Source organism: Paenibacillus pabuli NBRC 13638 (assembly GCF_001514495.1).
Taxonomy (GTDB): domain Bacteria; phylum Bacillota; class Bacilli; order Paenibacillales; family Paenibacillaceae; genus Paenibacillus; species Paenibacillus pabuli.
Window position 1 is genome coordinate 58,282 of the sequence record NZ_BCNM01000030.1, and the last position, 19,042, is coordinate 77,323.

Here is a 19,042-nt window from a genome sequence, read left to right on the forward strand (position 1 = left end):
GAGTATCATGAATAAGTCGATCAATGAATTGTTGTCGGCACTTACGCTTGCCGAAAAAGCCTCGCTCTGTGCGGGTTTGAATATGTGGATGACAAAAGGGATTGAGCGGTTAGACATTCCGCCCGTTCATATGTATGACGGAACAAACGGTATCCGTAAAACGAACAGCGATGAAGAAATGGGCATTACGACGGAAAATGTACCCGCAACCTGTTACCCTACGGGTTCAGCCATCGGTTCCTCCTGGAACACGGAATTGTTGCATGAGGTCGGGGTAGCGCTCGGCCGTGAATCGAAGGCCATGGGCGTGGAGTTGCTGCTCGGACCGGGAGTCAACATGAAAAGGACTCCGCTTGGCGGTAGGAATTTTGAATATTATTCGGAAGATCCGTGCTTGACGGGCGAACTTGGAGCAGCGTTCATTAACGGTATCCAAAGCGAAGGAGTGGGCGCTTCTCTTAAGCACTTCGCAGGCAACAACCAGGAGTTCGAGAAAATGGTGACCAGTTCGGAAATCGATGAGCGGACGCTTCGCGAAATTTACCTGAGTGCCTTTGAACGGATTGTCAAGAAATCCGATCCATGGACGATCATGTGTTCTTATAACTTGCTGAATGGAACGTATACCAGCGAGAACGAACATTTGCTAAATGACATTTTGAGAGAAGAGTGGGGTTACGAAGGCGTAGTTCTGTCCGACTGGACGGCTGTCAATGACCGAATACGTGGACTGAAAGCCGGGCTTGATCTTGAAATGCCGGGTCCTGCCCATTACAATGCCAAAGCGATCGTGGAAGCGGTGCAGAACGGGACTCTTTCCGAAGAACAGCTGAATCGAAGTGTGAGCCGTATTTTGAAGCTGGTAGAGCGGGTTACCGGTAACAAAGACACGGATTCATCTGATGTTCCGGAGTATCATGCACTTGCACGTAAAGCGGCGGCCGAAAGTATGGTGCTCCTGAAAAATGAGAATGCGATTCTCCCGCTGCAGCAGGAATCGATTTCGTCGATTGCCGTTATTGGACGGTTTGCCAAGAAGCCTAGAATTCAGGGGGCGGGAAGTGCGAAGGTAACTCCTACAAGAGTCGATATCCCGTGGGATGAGATAAAGGACCTGCTTGGAGACACAATTTCCATGGGTTATGCAGAAGGGTACCCGGAGGATGACTCCATGAATGAGGAGTTAATCAAGGAAAGCGTGTCATTGGCCATGAATTCCGATGTGGCTGTGCTGTTTGTCGGCCAACCGGAATATGCCGAATCAGAGATGCATGATTTGAAAGATATTAACCTTCCGGAGCATCAAGTGAAATTGATTCAGGCGGTAGCCGCCGTGCAGCCCAAGTGCATTGTGGTGACAAGCAGCGGGTCAGCATTAGCCATGCGTCCATGGGTCCAGCATGTACCTGGAGTTATTCATTCCTGGTTGTCGGGACAAGGCATGGGTAAAGTGATCGCGGATATACTGTTCGGACACACGAATCCGTCGGGTAAACTGTCCGAGACCTTCCCCGTGAAGCTGTCGGACAACCCTTCGCATATGCGGATTCGGGGGGAGAACGGCAAGCTATATTATCGCGAAGGTCTTTTCGTAGGGTACCGATATTATGACCGCAAAGAACTGGCACCACAATTTCCGTTTGGACACGGATTGTCATACACATCGTTTTCCTATACGGACCTCGAAGTGGTCCAGGTGGATAAAGGCGTTACAGTGTCCTTTCAATTGAAAAACACGGGCAAGCGTAAGGGAAAAGAAGCCGTTCAATTGTACGTGCACGATGAAGAGTGCAAATGGACCCGCCCAGAGAAGGAGTTGAAGGCATTCGCCAAAATCGAACTTGAGCCGGGCGAAAACCGAAAGATCGTCTTTGAACTGGAAGAAAGAGATTTTTCATATTACAACACCAAGTACAACCGCTGGGTAGCAGAGACTGGATTTTTTCAAATTTCATTGGGCAGCTCGTCTAAAGACATACGAATCACCGAACGTTTACATTGTGACTTTGGAAAGGAAGAAATCACGTTCCACAAATTTAGCCTTCTTAGCGAATGGTTGAGCGATCCCACGGCAAAAGCCGTATTAGAGCATTGCCTGAATGACATGAATGAGCACGTCACGGATAAGGTATATCTTAGCGAGGAATTCGTCGGATTTTGGGAAGACTTCCCCATGATCAAAGTATTCCAGATGTTCGGTCAAAATTGGATGAACGAACGTTCGCCGGATGACGTAATCCAAGAACTTATCGCACGGGTTGACCGGGCACGAAAATAGTAGTAATAGTTATCTTTATAGGAACCCAGTTCTGTCCCAAATGGGGGCAAGAACTGGGTTCTTTTGTCGAAAAAACAAGAACTTTTTGTTCATAATTGATGGTAGACGAGGATGGTTTAGGTTGAGAGGTAAAATTAACAACCCATTTACATAAAGATGATACATAACGAATATTTAAGCTTTAACATTTAAGATGACAAACAAGGGAATGAGGACTGACCATGAAGAATTATCCGATCATAGCCTCCATCACGGTTGAAGAACAAATTTCACAAGCTATAGCAAGCGATGTGAAACGAGTGATTCTGATGACAGGGAACATTACCAATCTTGGTTCGATCATAGACAGTCTGCATCAAAGCGGCAAACAGGTATATGTGCATACCGAGATGGTATCGGGGATTGGACGAGATGCCTCCGCCATTCAATATCTTTCTGATGTGTTTAAAGTGGACGGTATCGTAACGACGAAGAGCAACGCGGTTTCTGCCGCGAAGCAAGCGGGCATATTAAGCATTCAACGCATTTTCGCCATTGATACGGCAGCAATAACGACTGCGGTTCGTATGATTATGAGCTACAAGCCTGATGAGGTTGAACTGATGCCGGGGCTTATGCCTCGAGTCATTCAAGAATTGAAAGAACGCATCTCGCAGCCTTTGATTGTTGGAGGCCTTATCCGGCACGAGGAAGAAATACAACAAGCATTAAAGAGCGGGGCAGATTTTGTTTCGGTAGGGCACGAGAAATTCTGGACTTAATTTCATACATTTATCCTTGGGTGGAGACGACGAGAAAACCCGGTGGTAAGTAAATCAATACAACCTTGATGTTGAAGGAGGGTGATTTGCTGCTGGGTTTTTTGTGTTGTCCAAAATATCTACGGGAGGTAATTGAGCATGACCATTCAAGCAGTTGCTCATCGCGGCTATCCAAAGAAATATCCTGAAAATACGTTGTCTTCCTTTTTAAAAGCGGTGGAACTTGGGTTTACACATCTTGAACTGGATGTACATCTCAGCAAGGATGGAATTCCGGTTGTCATTCATGATCATACGATTGACCGTATGACAAATGGAACGGGAAGGGTAGCCGATTATACAGCTTCGGAGCTGCAATCTCTAAACATAAAACAAGATGAGCATATTCCAACCCTTGATGAAGTACTACGTGCTTTAAAGGGGAAGATTGAACTCAACATTGAGCTTAAGCAGATGGGTAACTGTTACCCTCAGCTGGAGGAGAAGGTACTTGAAGTTATCAAAGAATTCAACCTGCTGAATCAGGTAGTCATTACGTCATTTGATTTTGATGCCTTGGAGAAGATAAGGCAGTTATCCAGCGATGTACGGATCGGTCTCATCACTTTTGGCTGTTCGAAGGCTATTCTTGACTGGTCATTAGAGATGGGGGCGACATTCTTGTCCATGCATTACGCCTTCGTGACCGAGCATTACATTCATCGATGTCAAGAACTGGGAATTCAACTGATGGCTTGGACAGTCAATGAGACTTCCATCATGAAGAAATTTCAGGAATATCCGTCCGTATGGGTCTGTACAGACGAGCTCGAATACTTCATGGAAGCGCTAGAGTTGTCCAACTCAGTTTGAGTGGGCAGGGTTAAGGTCATGGAGGATTTGTATGCTTACGATGCATATTGCTTCGATTTAGACGGGACGATTTATGTCGGCCAGATGAGGCTCCCTGGCGTAAATGACTTCATTAGTGGCTTGCGATCACGAGGCAAGCGTCTGTTGTTTCTTACGAATACTCCCATTCATACCAGGGAGGATTGCTACAAGAGACTGCTGAGTCTGGGTGTTTCATGCCAGCTCGATGAAATTCTGACCGCAGGGTACGTGTCAGGAATGTATTTTGCAGAGCATGCCCCAGACGCCGAGGTGCTGGTTATTGGTGAGGAGGCTTTACGGAGAGAACTTCAGGCAATCGGAATAGCCATTACCGAAGATCCGTATCGATCAACGCATGTGTTAGTCGGCATGGATCGGCAGTTTCATTACGATAAGCTTCATCTAGCGGCAAAAGCAGTTCGTCTTGGGGCGGTTCTGCTCGCAACGAATCCGGACAGTTGCTGCCCCGTACAAGGGGATATCATTCCGGATACCGGGTCCATCCTAAGTTCCATTGAGGCAGCCAGCCAGCAGAAAGCGTCAGTCGTGCTTGGCAAGCCTTCCAGATATTATGCAGAGAAGGCGCTCCAGCTTTTGGATGTGAATAGCAGCAGATGCCTTATGATCGGCGATCGGCTGGAAACGGATATTTTATTTGGACAGCAGAATGGAATGAAGACGGCACTGGTGCTTACAGGTATCTCCTTGAGAGAGGATATCCAAAAAACAGGTATTGTTCCGGATTATATATGGCCTTCCTTCAACGAATGCATCATGGAACAGCAGGACCATTCGAAGCATTCAACTGTGTTGCAGGTGGAGAAAGCTTAGCAGCAAGGTTGCAAAATAAAGATGGAGGTGGAGTTCATGCGTTTGGCGTTACTTGGTGATTATCACTATTCAAGCATGAGTTATGGGACCGAAGAAATGAAGGCTGCGAGAGTTCGGGTATATGAGCATATGCTCAAGACCTTTTTAGAGGAAGAGGCGGACTTTCATATCTCGATTGGCGATTTAACGCATGAAGGAACGGCTCAGGAATTCCGATCGATTTTCTCCATCCTTTCCAGAAGTGAACGGAACTTCATTCATGTGCTGGGCAATCACGATACGTATTCGATACCCAAGCATGAAATTTCCACGCTAACAGGTCAGGATCGCTATCGAGCGATTGACACGCCTCATGCCAAGCTGGTTTTTCTGGATACTACCCAAGAAATGAACCGGGAAGATTGGGGAGGGGAGCTGGACGGAGAGCAAGTGGCATGGCTCAAAGAGCAGCTTGCCGATTCGCATAAGAAGCAAGTGCTTCTCTTCGGGCATCATCCGGTATTTGATACAACTGCACGGTCAACGCTCGATAAGCTGTATGTTCGTCCGCAGGATGAACTGAAGAGCATATTCAATAGTCGGCCAGAAGGAGGCATCTATTTTTGCGGGCATAATCACATAAACTCCATCGTTAAGCAAGGAAAATGGCATTACGTACAGACCGCAGCTTGTCTGGATGTGCCTGCATACCGTGTTATTGAAGTTCGTGAGGGCGAAGTAGCGATAACTCACCATCCTATACAGGGTGCTAGCCTCGCCGATGATATTCAAAGTTTTTGTTGTGATATGCCGGGCTTTGGACCTGTCGCTGGTGCGTTAGGTGAAGAAAGCGACCTTATTCTATCCATTCAATTAGCATCTGCCGCTCAGTAATGTAAAGAGAAGGAGGGAATGTCATGGCACAAATTGTGTTGAAGCAGATTGAAAAAAGCTTCAAGCAGGATAAAGTCATCGAGGGTCTGGATCTGACCATTGAGGATGGCTCCTTTACGGTATTGGTCGGCCCGTCTGGCTGTGGAAAATCAACAACACTCCGTATGATCGCAGGACTTGAGAAAGAAACGGGCGGTGAAATTTGGATCGGAGACCAGTGTGTCAATGGGGTAGAACCGGGCAAGCGTAATGTGGCCATGGTATTTCAAAACTATGCATTGTATCCAATGATGACTGTCAGGGAGAACATTGAATTCGGCTTAGTGAATCGCAAGGTGCCTCGGTCTGAGCGAGAGCGTCTTGTTAAGGAGATCACGGAGGTGGTCGGCCTTGCCGAATATTTGAACAAGAAGCCGCAGGCTCTGTCCGGAGGTCAACGTCAGCGGGTTGCCTTGGCTCGGGCTATGGTTAAGAATCCTGCGGTATTCCTGATGGACGAGCCTTTGTCGAATCTGGATGCCAAGCTGCGCCATCAAATGCGTACGGAGTTAATTCAGCTTCACAAACGGCTAGGCGCAACCTTTGTCTTTGTTACGCATGATCAGGTTGAGGCCATGTCGATGGGAGATCGTATCGTCATCATGAATAAAGGGCGGATTCAACAAGCAGATCGTCCAATGAAAATCTACGATGATCCGGATAATGTCTTCACAGCCCAATTTATCGGTACACCGCCGATGAATGTGATTGATCGCGAACGTATCCTGCCTTATTTAAATGTTCAGCTTCATGATGACATTGAGCAGATTGGCTTTCGACCAGAGAAAGCAACGATGACACTTGAGAACAGAACGCAGACGGGGCATGTTCAATTCACAGCCCATATCATGACACGCGAGACACTAGGGGCAGAAATCATCTATCAACTGGATTCCGCGCTTGGACCAGTGGCCGTGAAGAGCTTTTTGAAGCCGTTGGAGTCCGCCTCCGAGGTAAACGTCACGGTCTCTATGCAGGATCTGTACTATTTTGATCGGAACGGAGTCCGTGCTCGTCAGCATGAGCGGTCTGAAGCTAGAGAGCTCATTGTCCTGGGAGGGAAATATTCATGACCGTTTGGTCCAAATTCCGTCCCTATGTCATGGTGGCTCCCTCTATCGTGATATTCTCTATTTTCTTCATTTATCCGATCTTCTATATGATCTTTTTGAGTTTTTACAATTGGGATTTCATTAATCCGGTCAAGGAGTTCGTGGGCTTCAACAATTTTGTCGAGTTATTTAAGGATAGTGCTTTTCTTCAGGTCCTGAGCAATTCCTTGAACTATACGCTTCTTTCCGTATCCTTATCCATTGTGATTTCGCTTCTGCTTGCGATTTGGCTTAATCGGGAAGGGGCATGGTTCGGGTTTGTTCAAGGTGCACTATTTAGTCCACATATTGTTTCGCTTGTATCTGTATCCCTGGTGTGGATGTGGCTGATGGATCCCAAATTCGGTTTGCTTAACGGTTTGCTGGATATGGTTGGTTTGCCCAAGCTGGAGTGGCTGAGTAGTCCCGACAGTTCATTACTGTCGCTTGTGCTAGTTTCGGTTTGGAAAGGCGTGGGCTACAACGCTCTCATCTTCATCGCTGGTCTCCAAAGCATTCCGAAGGATGTGTATGAAGCCTCAGCTCTGGATGAGGCCAATTGGTGGCGGAAATTCTACAAAATTACGCTGCCCATGCTTTCGCCGACCCTGTTTTTCTTGATTATCATTAATTTGATCAGTTCATTCCAGGTGTTTGAGACCATTGCCATCATGACCAATGGGGGTCCGGTCAATTCAACCAACACGCTCGTCTTTTACATCTACGAGTACGGATTCCGCTATTTCAAGATCGGTTACGCTTCGGCTGCAGGAGTTATACTGCTCGTTGTCGTTGGTGTGCTTACGCTAATCTACTTCAAGCTGCTCAGCCGCAAGGTTCACTACCAATAGAAAGGAGAAGGGATATATCATGGCAAGAAAGTCATTGCTTCGTATCCTGAATATTACTGCCACGATCGTACTGGTTGCGATTTTTGCTATCCCTTTTCTATGGATGATTTCAACATCACTGAAGTCTTACCCGGAGACCGTCATCTTTCCACCCAAATGGTTTCCCTCCAAGGTGATGTGGAGCAACTTCCAAGCGGCGTGGGAATCAGGGCCTTTTTTTAAATACCTAATGAATAGCGTTGTTGTATCGGTCAGTATACTCCTTCTTCAATTCACAACCATTATATTGGCTGCCTATGCGTTTGCAAGGTACTCCTTCAAAGGAGACAAGCTGTTATTCGGGATAACGATGGTGACCTTGATGATTCCTGGTCAGCTTATTTTCCTGCCCGTGTATTTGTTGCTCAGCAAGTGGGGACTCATTAACAATTTGCTGGCACTCATTTTGCCTTTCTCTTCCAGTGCCTTTGGCATATTCATGCTGAGGCAGTCATTCAAGCAAGTACAGGAAGAGCTTATTGAAGCGGCACGGCTTGACCAAACGCCGGAATGGAAGATCATTCTCAAGATTATGGTGCCCATGGCACGGCCAACGTTGGTGACCTTTGCATTGTTCAGCTTCATCGCGCACTGGAATGATTATTTCTGGCCGCTCGTGATGACGACCTCCGATGCAACAAGAACGCTTCCGATTGGGATCTCTAAGCTGCGCGAGGTCGACGGAGGAGCCGCCTGGCACATTTTGATGGCTGGAAACATGATTCTGGTCGTTCCGATTCTGATTGTTTTCTTATTTGGACAACGGCAAATTATTAAAGCATTTGTCTATTCGGGTGTAAAGTAATCCAATTCATAGGAGGGTTTATCCATGAAAAAATTTGGTTCTATTTTGTTGGCAGCAACACTTGCACTTAGTTTAACGGGTTGTGGTGATTCCAATTCCGCGGGTTCAGCCGATAATGCTGCTGCTTCTGGTAGTTCGAATGGTGCGGCCAATAAACCGGTAGAGATTACATATTGGTACTCATGGGGGGACAAGATCGCCGAGAACAATGAGAACTTGGTTAAAATGTTTAATGAATCCCAGGATGAAGTCATTGTAAAGGCGGAATACCAGGGATCGTATGCAGATCAGCATTCTAAGGCACAGGCTGCTTTTGCAGCGGGCAATGCACCCGAAGTTTGGCAAAATGAAATTGCTTCGGTTGGTGTGTTTGCCGAATCCGGCATGACGCAGGAGTTGACTTCATTTGTTGAGAAGGATCAACTTGATATGGATGATTTCATTCCAGGACTAATGGGGAATTCCTACGTGAATGACAAGCTGTATGCTCTTCCTTATTTACGAAGTACACCCATCCTGTATTTGAATCGTACGATGCTGAAAGAAGCGGGACTTGATCCGGCTGGCCCGAAGAATTGGGCGGAATTTGAAGATTATGCACGCAAGCTAACGATTAAGGATCAGCGCTATGGTATCTCGATGCCTGTTGATATTTGGTTCTATGAGGCTTTTGTTAGACAGAGCGGAGGAACGATGATTAGCGAGGATGGGAAAAGTGCGGCATTCAATAATGAAACCGGAATTGAACCGGTGAAGCTGTGGCTTAAGATGAAGGATGAAGGCATCATGAGCATAGGTACGACCGACGATGCGGGTACACAAGCCAAGACGGATTTCCACAATCAGCGTTCTGCGATGATATTCTCCTCAACTGCGGACTTGACCAATAATATGAAGGTTGCAGAAGAGCAGGGTTTTGAACTTGGGACGACATTTATGCCTGCGAATGATACGTATGGAGTGCCAACAGGTGGTGCCAACCTGGTGATGACTTCCGGCTTGTCTCCAGAAAAGCAGGAGGCTGCGTGGAAGTTCATTAAATGGATGACCGCCAAAGAGCAAACGATTTATGCAAGCTCCTTCACGGGATATTTGCCTAGCCGAATTAGTGCAGTGGAAAGCGATGATATGAAGAAGCTCTATGAGGAAAAGCCGCTGTTTAAGGTGGCGGTAGACCAACTGGAATATGCGGGTCCACGCCCAATGCAGAAGGTGTATCCAGAGATTGGTGAGATGATCAAAGATGAGATTCTTCGTGCGGTTGTTGATTCATCCATTACGGCAGAGGCAGCTATAGCTGAAGCGGCGAAGAAGGCCGATGCTCTCCTGAATAAGTAAAGGTATGATTAATTAACCAAAGGAGCTAGGCGGCATATGTCGCTTAGCTCCTTGGTTTTGGTGGTGTACTAAATATTGATAAAGGGAACCTCCTCGTAGCAGGCTTCATTGGCATTCTGGGCGTGAGTCGAGAACGCCAGATCATCAATGAGCGCTCTGCAGCCGGAGGAGTCACGAAGAACGGCAGGAAACGGTTATTTTTGGGAGACGGAATCTGTAAATTCAGTCTTTAGTATGAGGTGAACGATGAAGATGTCCGTATAATTAGGAATTGAAAGGAGACGTCATATCATTACTTAGGATGGGCATCTTTATGACAAATTGGAGGTTGAAAAGATTGAATAGGCATGAAAAGAGCACCAAAGCACCAAGCCTGTTTCGCAATCGGTTCCTGCAGACGATTTTATTATCAAGTGTGCTCCTGCAGATCGGCATCTGGGTACGTAATTTCGCTATTCTCCTGTATGTTGCGGAGAGAACAAACAATGATCCATACGCCATTTCACTAATAAGTGTGGCTGAATTCGCGCCAATTTTTGTCTTTTCGTTCATCGGAGGCACATTTGCCGACCGCTGGCGGCCGAAGCGAACGATGATCTGGTGCGATTTATTATCTGCGGTATCGGTATTCGTAGTACTTCTGACCATACATTACGGTTCGTGGCACTCCGTCTACCTTGTCGCATTTATCTCGGCTATTCTTTCGCAGTTTTCCCAACCTTCAAGCATGCGATTGTTTAAATATCATGTCCCGGAAGAACAGCTGCAGCAAGGGATGGCTCTATTCCAATCGCTGATGGCCATCTTTATGGTGCTTGGTCCTATGCTTGGAACCTTCGTTTATAGCACGTTTGGCCTTGAAATATCGATCGCTGTCATGGGCGTGGTTTTTCTGCTCTCCGCACTCGTTCTTATTCGACTCCCAGAGGATAATATGCAAGCTCAAACCGTCGCTGTAAAAGGGCAGTTCCGTAAAGAATTCATTGAAGGCTTCCGCTATGTTTGGCAAAGCCAAGTTCTGCGGATGCTCGGACTTGCGTTTATCCTCGCGGGACTCGCTGTTGGCGTAGCCCAAGCGCTCAACCTGTTTATCGTAACGGAGCGGCTGGGCAGGAGTGAGGAGTTCCTGCAATATCTGCTGATGGTAAATGGTGCAGCTATGCTGATTGGTGGCGGAATCGTAGCGGTCTTCGCCAAGCGGGTTCCGCCGCAGATTCTTCTCGCGATAGGTATGATCGCAGGCGCAGTCTGCACAGCCATTGTAGGGTATTCGACAAGCGTTCCGCTCACCCTAACCGTTCAATTTCTGAATGGACTTGTTTTCCCTTGCATTCATATTGGGATCAGTACAATGATTCTGAAATGGTCAGAAGCCTCGATTGTCGGCCGGGTGAATGGGGTTTTGAATCCGATGTTCGTTGGCATGATGGTCGTTTCCATGTCTTTCGCTGGAGCGTTAAAGGATGCCTTTTCGCTGGGTACAATCTATGGGGGTGCAGGATTATTATTTCTCCTTGGTGCACTGGTCATGGTTCCGATCATGAACCAAAAAGCGCCGGATAACGCACATATTGCACAAAAGATATAATTTTTGCGGTAACTATAACATTTAAATGAAGGAAGAGCTGGCCGAGAAAAAGGGACGGTTATTCTTCATTCCCTGGTGGTTAACCTCTAGTGTAAAGCTGAACAAGCAGTTCCGGATTGGAATAATACACAACACGTATCGATATGTCGAAGGACAAGAGCAATCTTGCATTAGAAGTCGCCTACATGGCGGCTTTTTCGTATTATCAGGTTAGCCAGTACTTAGTGGCTGGCCCTTTTGTGGTTGTTTTACGATGTGGGGCCGAATCAGGCAATGCGGAAAGCTGCGGAGAAAATTTTAGGAAGTAATTCGAACTTGCAGAATACTCCAGATTTTTTCAGCGGGTTGCAGCTGCATTTCGTGACAGACTTCTAAAGAGACATCTATTTGACATGGAACTTGAGAGCTTGTATCTGAAGAAGTTCCTCTTCAATATTCACTGACAACTGCTCTAGGCAGTTAGGGCTTACCGTGTTTTGCAGGTAGTATTCGACTTGTGCAGATGGTTGCAATATCTGGAAGACGGGCTTTCAGGTTATGGCAGTTCGGCTCACATCCGAATGCGATTGTCACATTAACGGACAAGGAGTTCGCACCTTTTTATGGTAACCATATCGAGGATACGATAGTGAGGCAAAGGTGGTCTAGTGAGGATCACTTTTAACGAAGTGGAAGCACGTTATGTTCGTATGTACGGAACCGTCCGGGCAACGATATATGGGTATTCACTTTGGGAATTTGAGGTATACGGACCGGATTATTATTCAAGTTAATAATGGAGTGACTGAATATGAATATAAATGATGATACTAGAATCATAAGTTAGTCAATTCCGTTTCCACTCCCATTGAACTGGTCAGATCATGTTTATGGCGGAAGGGATTGGTTAATGTAACTTTGAACATATCATTCCACGCAGACAGGAGGTAACAGGATGTATAAGGATCTTCAAGGACAGACAGTTGTCATTACAGGAGCTGCTACCGGCCTGGGAGAGGCGATGGCACTACGTTTTGGTAAGGAAAAAGCCAATGTTGTGATCAATTACTACAGTAGTAATCAGAACATACAGCCCCTCATAGAAGAAATCAAATCGTACGGCGGGCAGGCCATTGGCGTACAGGGAGATGTTTCCAAAGAAGAGGACGTAAAGAAGCTGGTGCAGGCGGCGCATGAACATTTTGGTTCCCTGGATGTTATGATCAACAATGCCGGTATTGAGAACGAGGTTCCGTCAGAGGAGCTGAGTTTGAAAGACTGGAAACGGGTCATTGATGTGAATCTAACCGGAGCGTTCCTCGGTTCAAAGGAGGCCGTGAATTACATGCTGGAGCATGATATTAAAGGCCGAATCATCAATATTTCCAGTGTACATGAAGTTATCCCATGGCCGCATTTCCTTCATTATGCTGCGAGCAAGGGCGGGGTCAAGATGATGACTGAGACGCTAGCTCTGGAGTTTGCGCCAAAGGGAATTCGTGTGAACAGCATCGCACCGGGTGCAATCAACACACCTATAAATGCAGTGAAATTTGACAATCCAAAACTGCGAGCATCGGTTGAGGATCTGGTGCCGCTCGGTTACATCGGAAAGCCGGAAGAAATTGCAGCGGCTGCCGTATGGCTCTCTTCTTCGGAATCCAGCTATGTCACAGGTATTACGCTGTTCGTTGACGGAGGCATGACCAAATATCCTTCCTTTCAGGGTGGTCGTGGATAACCGGCTGACCCAAAAATCATACAGTAGAAAACAGATGACTCTCGGCCAGGCTTGTCTGATACTGGCAGAGAGTTACTCATACTAACTCAATAACCCCCAACGGAAAGCATAGGCAACGACCTGTGTCCGATTTTTTGCACGCAGCTTGGTCATCAAGCTGCTTACATAATCTCTCACGGTAGACTCCCTTTCTGCCAAAACAATGGCCATTGTTTTGGCAGTGTTTTCTTTCTCTTTCCTGGATAAAAACAAACCAATCCTCTTGCCCACCTGTTCAAGAATATCGAGCTCATCATTCGTGCAGTCAAATGGGTCTCCTTTTTGGTCAAAAGTGATCCCAGCCATACAATTGTTGCTCATGTGCAACCGGTATAAATATAATGGAAGACAACTGAAATAACTGGATATGCTCGTCCCTTAGATATACCAGTACCAGACTTTTTCCCCTTCTTGTCGAGAAGGGGATTTCTTTTGTCGATCCACAACGAAGTATTCATCTGTATTATTGGATTGAACTAACGGTTGGGATAGTTTAAGCTTATTCACACTGGTTTATCATAGATCGTATTTAAACACATTATTAAGCCGATTCTTTCCTTATGGAGGAATCGACTTTTCTTTATCAGAAAAACACGATGACAATCTAATTAAATTGAAACAGGGTGGGGAAATGGATAAAGGATTTACATTAGCCAGTCAGCTATTAACGCTGCTTGATACGGAACAAAGATGGTTTACTTTGGCCGAAGTTGAAAAAAGTTTGGGTATCTCCGATAAAACCATACGTAAAATGGTTGAGGAAATTAGCAAGCAATTACCCCCTACGGTGACCATAGAAGTTTCTAGAGGAAAGGGAATCGTCCTCCGGCGTGATGGGCGAAGTGAGACGATGAGTGAAGTCATTTCTTCGATGTTCAGACAAACCATCTTTTATCGACTGATGAATGTATTGTTCACGAATGTGGATCGACTGTCCGTGGAGGAGCTAGCCGGAGTTATGTTTATGAGTACCTCCTCGTTGAAGAAACTGATTGTACAATTAAATAATAATGACCTAAAAGCGTATAAGTTACGCATTACGTATTCAACCCCGACAATCAAAGGGAACGAAATGAATATTCGATATTTCTATTGGAAGTTATATTGTGATGCGTATGAGTTCACAGGATGGCCTTTTGCGAATGTCGAATTTGCATATATCAATCAGTTAATCACCAATACAGAGAATGAGAAAAATATTGTGTATTTTATCAATTCCAAAAGGAGATTGTCCTTTTTGTTGGCCATTGTTGTGGAAAGAGTCGCTAAAGGGAAATGCGTAAAAATCGACGAAAGTGGTTACCCCTGGGAAAAGGGGATGTTTTATATGCCCGTAAAGACCCTTGCAAAGAGTCTTGAAGAAAAGCTTTCCATTGAATTTCCCAATAGTGAGATCTGCTTTATGCAATCCCAGGTTAGTCTCAGCCAATATCATTATTATGAAGGATCAGAAATAACGCCGATGAAAGAAGTCGAATTTCATAAAGACAAAGAAGAATATCAAATGGGTAATCTGCTTCTAAAACTACTGGCCAACGTATATCCCAACTTGGAGATGGAAGAACGATTTGTATTGGAGATATACGCATTCTTTGACAAGTTATTAATCGATAATGCAATTCCCGAATGGATGATGATTTCAAAAAGTAATTTAACAGCATACGTCCAAAAGGAATGCCAGCAGCTTTATCAAGAACTGCAAACCTGCATGCAAACGTGGAGTAAAGCTTATCCAGCCGTTTTGTACAATAATTTTCATTTAACCAAGCTAACCTTAATTGTTCGTTCCAGTTTACGTTATAAAAGGAAAAGGGCCTTCTTGGTAATTGGGGAAGAATTTTCAATTCGTCATTACATAGCGGATTTGATCAAGAAGGAAATCGGGGATCAGCTGATCATCAATACTTCCATAATGAAAGGGCTCTCCGACGAAATGATGCAGCAATATCAGATTGATTTTGTCATTAGTAATATCCCGGTAACATTGCAGTCCGTGCCTGTTGTTATTATCTCTACGATCCCGTCTAAAAGAGATCTAGACAATATTCGTAAAGAATTACTTTTATAATTTGATCAATTATTTCCCTTACCCTCCGTAAGATTTTGGTCTAGTTTGTTAAGCTGAAAAATCTTATGCTCAATGTACTTTCCGAACTGATTTTCTGAAGGCAAGCGGAAGAGATTTCGGTAAGACGGTTCAACATTGAGAGTAGGAGGCAGAAATATGAGTAGGCATTTAGGCGCAAAAAAAGGAGACATAGCGGACATCGTTTTGCTTCCGGGAGATCCTTTGCGTGCAAAATTTGTAGCAGAACACTTTTTAGATGAGGCCCATTGTTATAACGAAGTAAGAGGCATGTATGGCTACACCGGATTATATAAGGGGATACCGGTATCAGTTCAGGGGACAGGGATGGGAAATCCATCGATGAGCATCTATGCAACAGAATTGATCGTCGATTATGAAGTGAAGAAATTGATTCGTATTGGTACATGTGGCGCGATGCAGAAAGAAATTAATATCCGCGATATTGTAATAGCTCAATCCGTATCTTCAGATAGTAATATGACGGATAAGATCTTCCATGGCTGTAATTATGCACCTACGGCAGATTTTTCATTGTTAATGAAAGCATATCAACACGCACAAGCTAAACAAGTAAGTGTCTTTGTTGGCAACATCTATAACTCCGATGAATTCTACCGTGAGAGCTTAGATCGACTTCACAAGTTTATGGATTTTGGTGTATTAGGGGTAGAAATGGAAAGCACAGCCCTATATACATTAGCTGCTAAATACGGTGTGAAAGCTCTATCCATTTTGACAGTAGGCAGTCAACTGTTAACACAGGAGCACTTAACTCATCAAGAAAGTGAACAATCATTTTATGAAATGGTCGAAATCGCTCTTAACACAGCCATTGAGAGCTAATCTATCAATAAGAGTACAGGTGCAAGAAAAGAGAGTGAGTAAGAAATGAAGGGAATACTGTCTGGATTGCAGTGGATGATGTTTATGATCGCAGGTGCTATTGCTGCGCCAATTGCTATCGCAGATTTATATAACCTAACGCCTATGGAGACTTCTGGACTAATCCAGAGCACACTGATTACTTTAGGAATAGCTGGATTTTTACAAGGCGTCATCGGCCATAAATTTCCTATTCATGAAGGTCCAGCAGGGTTATGGTGGAGCATTTTCACCATTTACGCAAGTTTAGTAGGGGTATTGTATTCTTCGAATATTGCTTCCTTGCAAGCTTTAAGTGGGGGAATGATCTGTAGTGGAGTTTTATTCATCCTCATTTCAGCTTTTAAGCTAATGGATAAAATCGCTCGTCTATTTACGCCAACGGTCACTTTTATATATTTGCTCTTATTGATCTTTCAATTAAGCGGTTCTTTTATGAAAGGTATGATGGGGATCACGTCAAGCCACACCTTGTTAGATGTTAAAGTGTTCTTGCTGAGTGTGATTGTGATTTGCATTACCTTTGGGTTAGGGAACAGTCGCTTTGTTTTGCTGCGCCAATTTTCAGTAATAATCAGTATATTGATAGGCTGCTTATTGTTTATCATATGCGACAAGATGCCGGTGATTTCACCAGCCGATACACTATTTAAGCTGCCGAAAATATTTCCTTTTGGAAGTCCGAGATTTGATAGCGGGACAGTCACGACTGCCTTTCTAATAACACTATTATTAATAACCAATGCGCTTGCATCCATTCGTTTGATGGAGACCGTTATGAAACAAAAGAAAGTGGATCATAACCGTTATTTGCGTGCTGGATTTACTTCTGGCATTACCCATTTTATTGGAGGCAGTTTCGGAGCGATTGGTTCAGTGCCTATTTCGGGAGCGGCGGGATATGTTGAACAAACAGGGATGAGGGAACGGAAATCGTTCTTAATTGGATGCATCTTAGTCATCTCTGTATCCTTATTTCCGCCAATAATGAACGTAATATCCGGTATCCCAGCGCCTATAGGCTATGCCGTTACATTCGTCATCTTTGTGAAGATGGTTGGATTATCGCTGAAGGAATTGAAGAAGGTTCTGCATGAAGAACGAACATTTGTTGTTAGCGGAGTTTCTCTTTTAGTTGGTGTGGGTTTAATGTTTATTCCTACATCCGCTACGAGCCATTTATCTCCGATTGTAATAGCCATTTTGAATAATGGGTTAATTTGCGGAAGTCTATTGGCGATTATTTTGGAACAAGCATTAATGTGGAAAGATGCAAATCGATATGAGGATTCCAAAAAAATGTATCGATAATTTGGAGGGTTAAACATGCATTATCTAATTTCAGTTGTTGGTCTGGTTATTGTTCTATTATTGGCTTGGCTTGCGAGTAATAATAAGCGGAAAATTAAATATCGTCCCATCATAATAATGATTGTGATTCAGTTAGGTTTGGGATTAATTATACTAAAAACGAGTATAGGCGAATTCTTAATTAAAGGGTTTGCCGATAGTTTTTCGAAATTACTTGGATATGCCAACGAAGGAACGAACTTTGTTTTTGGTGGGATTGCCAATGAAGGAGCTCATACCTTTTTCCTGTTTGTGTTGATGCCAATTGTTTTTATGTCAGCATTAATAGGGATTCTGCAACATTACAAAATATTGCCGTTCATTATCAAGTATATTGGTCTGGTGCTAAGTAAAGTAAATGGCATGGGGAAATTGGAATCTTATAATGCGGTTGCAGCCGCAATTGTAGGACAGAATGAAGTATTTATTTCTGTAAAAAATCAACTTGGATTATTACCAAAACATCGCTTGTATACATTATGTGCATCTGCAATGTCGACGGTATCGATGTCCATTGTTGGATCATATATGACGATGCTGGAACCTAAGTATGTAGTAGCTGCTTTAATATTAAACCTATTTGGCGGCTTTATCATTACTTCCATCATTAACCCGTATGAAGTTACAGCTGAAGAAGATATCGTTGAAGTTCAGGAAGAGGGCAAACAAACGTTTTTTGAAATGCTGGGCGAATATATTATGGATGGCTTTAAAGTAGCCATTGTAGTTGGGGTAATGTTAGTTGGTTTTGTTGGAATCATTGCTTTAATTAACGGGGTCTTCAGTGGCATATTTGGTATCTCGTTTCAAGGAATTCTAGGGTATGTCTTTGCACCAATTGCCTTTATGATCGGAGTGCCATGGCATGAAGCGGTTCATGCGGGGAGCATCATGGCAACGAAGCTGGTTGCGAATGAATTTGTTGCGATGCTTGACTTTGTTAAGATTCAAGACGGTTTAAGTGGTCGTACTACAGCCATTGTTTCCGTTTTTCTAATCTCATTTGCTAACTTTGGGTCCATTGGTACTATCGTAGGTGCAGTAAAAGGGCTGAATGAAAAACAGGGGAATATTGTTGCTCGTTTTGGATTGAAGCTGTTATATGGGGCCACACTTGTAAGCGTTTTATCGGCTATAATTATCGGAATTATTTTTTAGTTAAATCATTTTTCTTTTGAATACAAGTGAACTCGAAATAAGACTGTTCCAAAAGGACGGTTGATAAGAGGACACAAAAATGATCACAACTTAAAAGCCGCGTAACTGGTCATAACCCTGTCAAGTAGACAGTGAAAAAAAGACGATTTTAAGCTGCGGCCGTTTCCCGGTATTCCACCGGGGAAAGGTCGTTTAGTCTTTTCTGGAATCGGTTCTGGTTATAGAACAGAATATATTCGCTCACTTGCTGCTCAACCTCCGCTTGGTTTGCTGCCTCATTCAAGTATATTTTCTCGGTCTTTAAATGAGAGAAGAACGACTCGATACAGGCATTGTCCAGGCAATTCCCGCGCCTGGAGTGACTTCCTAGCATACCGAGTTGTTTCAGTTTACGGTTGAATGGCTTCGAGGTGTATTGAAATCCTTGATCCGAGTGT

The 19,042-nt window shown here is 44.4% G+C and carries 17 protein-coding genes; 15 read left to right on the plus strand and 2 right to left on the minus strand.

What is annotated here, in order from left to right; genetic code table 11:
* Positions 1–7: 7 nt before the first annotated feature.
* The 11 genes from PPA03S_RS29050 to PPA03S_RS29100 all read left to right on the plus strand — a co-directional run bounded on the left by PPA03S_RS29050 (position 8) and on the right by PPA03S_RS29100 (position 13,087).
* Positions 8–2,278, plus strand: coding sequence for a beta-glucosidase family protein (locus PPA03S_RS29050; protein WP_062329191.1), 2,271 nt, complete (start codon positions 8–10; stop codon positions 2,276–2,278).
* Positions 2,279–2,499: 221 nt separating this feature from the next.
* On the plus strand, positions 2,500–3,039 hold the full coding sequence (locus PPA03S_RS29055; RefSeq protein ID WP_062329194.1) for a glycerol-3-phosphate responsive antiterminator: 540 nt from the start codon (positions 2,500–2,502) through the stop codon (positions 3,037–3,039).
* A 138-nt stretch (positions 3,040–3,177) separates the two neighbouring features.
* Positions 3,178–3,891 carry a glycerophosphodiester phosphodiesterase gene (locus PPA03S_RS29060; protein ID WP_062329197.1) on the plus strand — a complete coding sequence of 238 codons (714 nt, stop codon included), beginning with the start codon at positions 3,178–3,180 and terminating at the stop codon, positions 3,889–3,891.
* An 18-nt stretch (positions 3,892–3,909) separates the two neighbouring features.
* Entirely contained in the window at positions 3,910–4,743 is an 834-nt protein-coding gene (locus tag PPA03S_RS29065; RefSeq protein WP_062329201.1) for an HAD-IIA family hydrolase, read from the plus strand.
* Positions 4,744–4,779: 36 nt separating this feature from the next.
* Positions 4,780–5,616, plus strand: a complete 837-nt coding sequence (locus PPA03S_RS29070) for a metallophosphoesterase family protein (RefSeq protein ID WP_062329204.1) — start codon at positions 4,780–4,782, stop codon at positions 5,614–5,616.
* A gap of 23 nt (positions 5,617–5,639) precedes the next feature.
* The gene (locus PPA03S_RS29075; protein WP_062329208.1) at positions 5,640–6,728 is read left to right on the plus strand and encodes an ABC transporter ATP-binding protein; all 1,089 of its coding nucleotides are present in this window, start codon (positions 5,640–5,642) and stop codon (positions 6,726–6,728) included.
* The gene (locus PPA03S_RS29080; RefSeq protein WP_062329211.1) at positions 6,725–7,597 is read left to right on the plus strand and encodes a carbohydrate ABC transporter permease; all 873 of its coding nucleotides are present in this window, start codon (positions 6,725–6,727) and stop codon (positions 7,595–7,597) included. The genes PPA03S_RS29075 and PPA03S_RS29080 overlap by 4 nt, the downstream gene beginning before the upstream one ends.
* A 19-nt stretch (positions 7,598–7,616) precedes the next feature.
* Entirely contained in the window at positions 7,617–8,441 is an 825-nt protein-coding gene (locus PPA03S_RS29085; protein ID WP_062329215.1) for a carbohydrate ABC transporter permease, read from the plus strand.
* Positions 8,442–8,465: 24 nt separating this feature from the next.
* The gene (locus PPA03S_RS29090) at positions 8,466–9,779 is read left to right on the plus strand and encodes an ABC transporter substrate-binding protein (protein WP_062329217.1); all 1,314 of its coding nucleotides are present in this window, start codon (positions 8,466–8,468) and stop codon (positions 9,777–9,779) included.
* A gap of 337 nt (positions 9,780–10,116) precedes the next feature.
* Positions 10,117–11,367: an MFS transporter gene (locus PPA03S_RS29095; RefSeq protein ID WP_174532170.1), complete on the plus strand. Its 1,251-nt coding sequence runs from the start codon at positions 10,117–10,119 to the stop codon at positions 11,365–11,367.
* Positions 11,368–12,301: 934 nt separating this feature from the next.
* Complete coding sequence (locus PPA03S_RS29100) at positions 12,302–13,087, plus strand: glucose-1-dehydrogenase (protein ID WP_062329223.1); 786 nt, start codon at positions 12,302–12,304, stop codon at positions 13,085–13,087.
* Between the two features lie 81 nt (positions 13,088–13,168).
* Here the strand turns inward: PPA03S_RS29100 and PPA03S_RS33515 are convergent, their stop codons facing one another.
* The gene (locus PPA03S_RS33515; protein WP_062329225.1) at positions 13,169–13,432 is read right to left on the minus strand and encodes a helix-turn-helix domain-containing protein; all 264 of its coding nucleotides are present in this window, start codon (positions 13,430–13,432) and stop codon (positions 13,169–13,171) included.
* Positions 13,433–13,757: 325 nt separating this feature from the next.
* Between PPA03S_RS33515 and PPA03S_RS29110 the strand changes: the two genes are divergently transcribed.
* The 4 genes from PPA03S_RS29110 to PPA03S_RS29125 all read left to right on the plus strand — a co-directional run bounded on the left by PPA03S_RS29110 (position 13,758) and on the right by PPA03S_RS29125 (position 18,605).
* Positions 13,758–15,194, plus strand: coding sequence for an AcpB/EbpR/MafR family transcriptional regulator (locus PPA03S_RS29110; RefSeq protein ID WP_062329227.1), 1,437 nt, complete (start codon positions 13,758–13,760; stop codon positions 15,192–15,194).
* Between the two features lie 156 nt (positions 15,195–15,350).
* On the plus strand, positions 15,351–16,058 hold the full coding sequence (gene deoD / locus PPA03S_RS29115; protein WP_062329229.1) for a purine-nucleoside phosphorylase: 708 nt from the start codon (positions 15,351–15,353) through the stop codon (positions 16,056–16,058).
* A gap of 45 nt (positions 16,059–16,103) precedes the next feature.
* The gene (locus PPA03S_RS29120; RefSeq protein ID WP_062329231.1) at positions 16,104–17,408 is read left to right on the plus strand and encodes a purine/pyrimidine permease; all 1,305 of its coding nucleotides are present in this window, start codon (positions 16,104–16,106) and stop codon (positions 17,406–17,408) included.
* Between the two features lie 15 nt (positions 17,409–17,423).
* Positions 17,424–18,605 carry a NupC/NupG family nucleoside CNT transporter gene (locus tag PPA03S_RS29125; protein ID WP_062329232.1) on the plus strand — a complete coding sequence of 394 codons (1,182 nt, stop codon included), beginning with the start codon at positions 17,424–17,426 and terminating at the stop codon, positions 18,603–18,605.
* A 148-nt stretch (positions 18,606–18,753) separates the two neighbouring features.
* On the opposite strand, the gene PPA03S_RS29130 is transcribed toward PPA03S_RS29125, so the two are convergent.
* Positions 18,754–19,042 (minus strand): IS3 family transposase (locus PPA03S_RS29130; protein WP_157284420.1); only part of this gene is annotated, 289 nt, incomplete at its 5' end.

Excerpts from the sequence above, each read along its gene's own strand:
- PPA03S_RS29090 (WP_062329217.1), top strand. The coding sequence starts at position 8,466 with ATGAAAAAATTTGGTTCTATTTTGTTGGCAGCAACACTTGCACTTAGT.
- PPA03S_RS33515 (WP_062329225.1), bottom strand. The coding sequence starts at position 13,432 with ATGGCTGGGATCACTTTTGACCAAAAAGGAGACCCATTTGACTGCACG.
- PPA03S_RS29070 (WP_062329204.1), top strand. The coding sequence starts at position 4,780 with ATGCGTTTGGCGTTACTTGGTGATTATCACTATTCAAGCATGAGTTAT.
- PPA03S_RS29120 (WP_062329231.1), top strand. The coding sequence starts at position 16,104 with ATGAAGGGAATACTGTCTGGATTGCAGTGGATGATGTTTATGATCGCA.
- PPA03S_RS29055 (WP_062329194.1), top strand. The coding sequence starts at position 2,500 with ATGAAGAATTATCCGATCATAGCCTCCATCACGGTTGAAGAACAAATT.
- PPA03S_RS29080 (WP_062329211.1), top strand. The coding sequence starts at position 6,725 with ATGACCGTTTGGTCCAAATTCCGTCCCTATGTCATGGTGGCTCCCTCT.
- PPA03S_RS29100 (WP_062329223.1), top strand. The coding sequence starts at position 12,302 with ATGTATAAGGATCTTCAAGGACAGACAGTTGTCATTACAGGAGCTGCT.
- PPA03S_RS29085 (WP_062329215.1), top strand. The coding sequence starts at position 7,617 with ATGGCAAGAAAGTCATTGCTTCGTATCCTGAATATTACTGCCACGATC.
- PPA03S_RS29065 (WP_062329201.1), top strand. The coding sequence starts at position 3,910 with ATGGAGGATTTGTATGCTTACGATGCATATTGCTTCGATTTAGACGGG.
- PPA03S_RS29050 (WP_062329191.1), top strand. The coding sequence starts at position 8 with ATGAATAAGTCGATCAATGAATTGTTGTCGGCACTTACGCTTGCCGAA.
- PPA03S_RS29125 (WP_062329232.1), top strand. The coding sequence starts at position 17,424 with ATGCATTATCTAATTTCAGTTGTTGGTCTGGTTATTGTTCTATTATTG.
- deoD (WP_062329229.1), top strand. The coding sequence starts at position 15,351 with ATGAGTAGGCATTTAGGCGCAAAAAAAGGAGACATAGCGGACATCGTT.
- PPA03S_RS29110 (WP_062329227.1), top strand. The coding sequence starts at position 13,758 with ATGGATAAAGGATTTACATTAGCCAGTCAGCTATTAACGCTGCTTGAT.
- PPA03S_RS29060 (WP_062329197.1), top strand. The coding sequence starts at position 3,178 with ATGACCATTCAAGCAGTTGCTCATCGCGGCTATCCAAAGAAATATCCT.
- PPA03S_RS29075 (WP_062329208.1), top strand. The coding sequence starts at position 5,640 with ATGGCACAAATTGTGTTGAAGCAGATTGAAAAAAGCTTCAAGCAGGAT.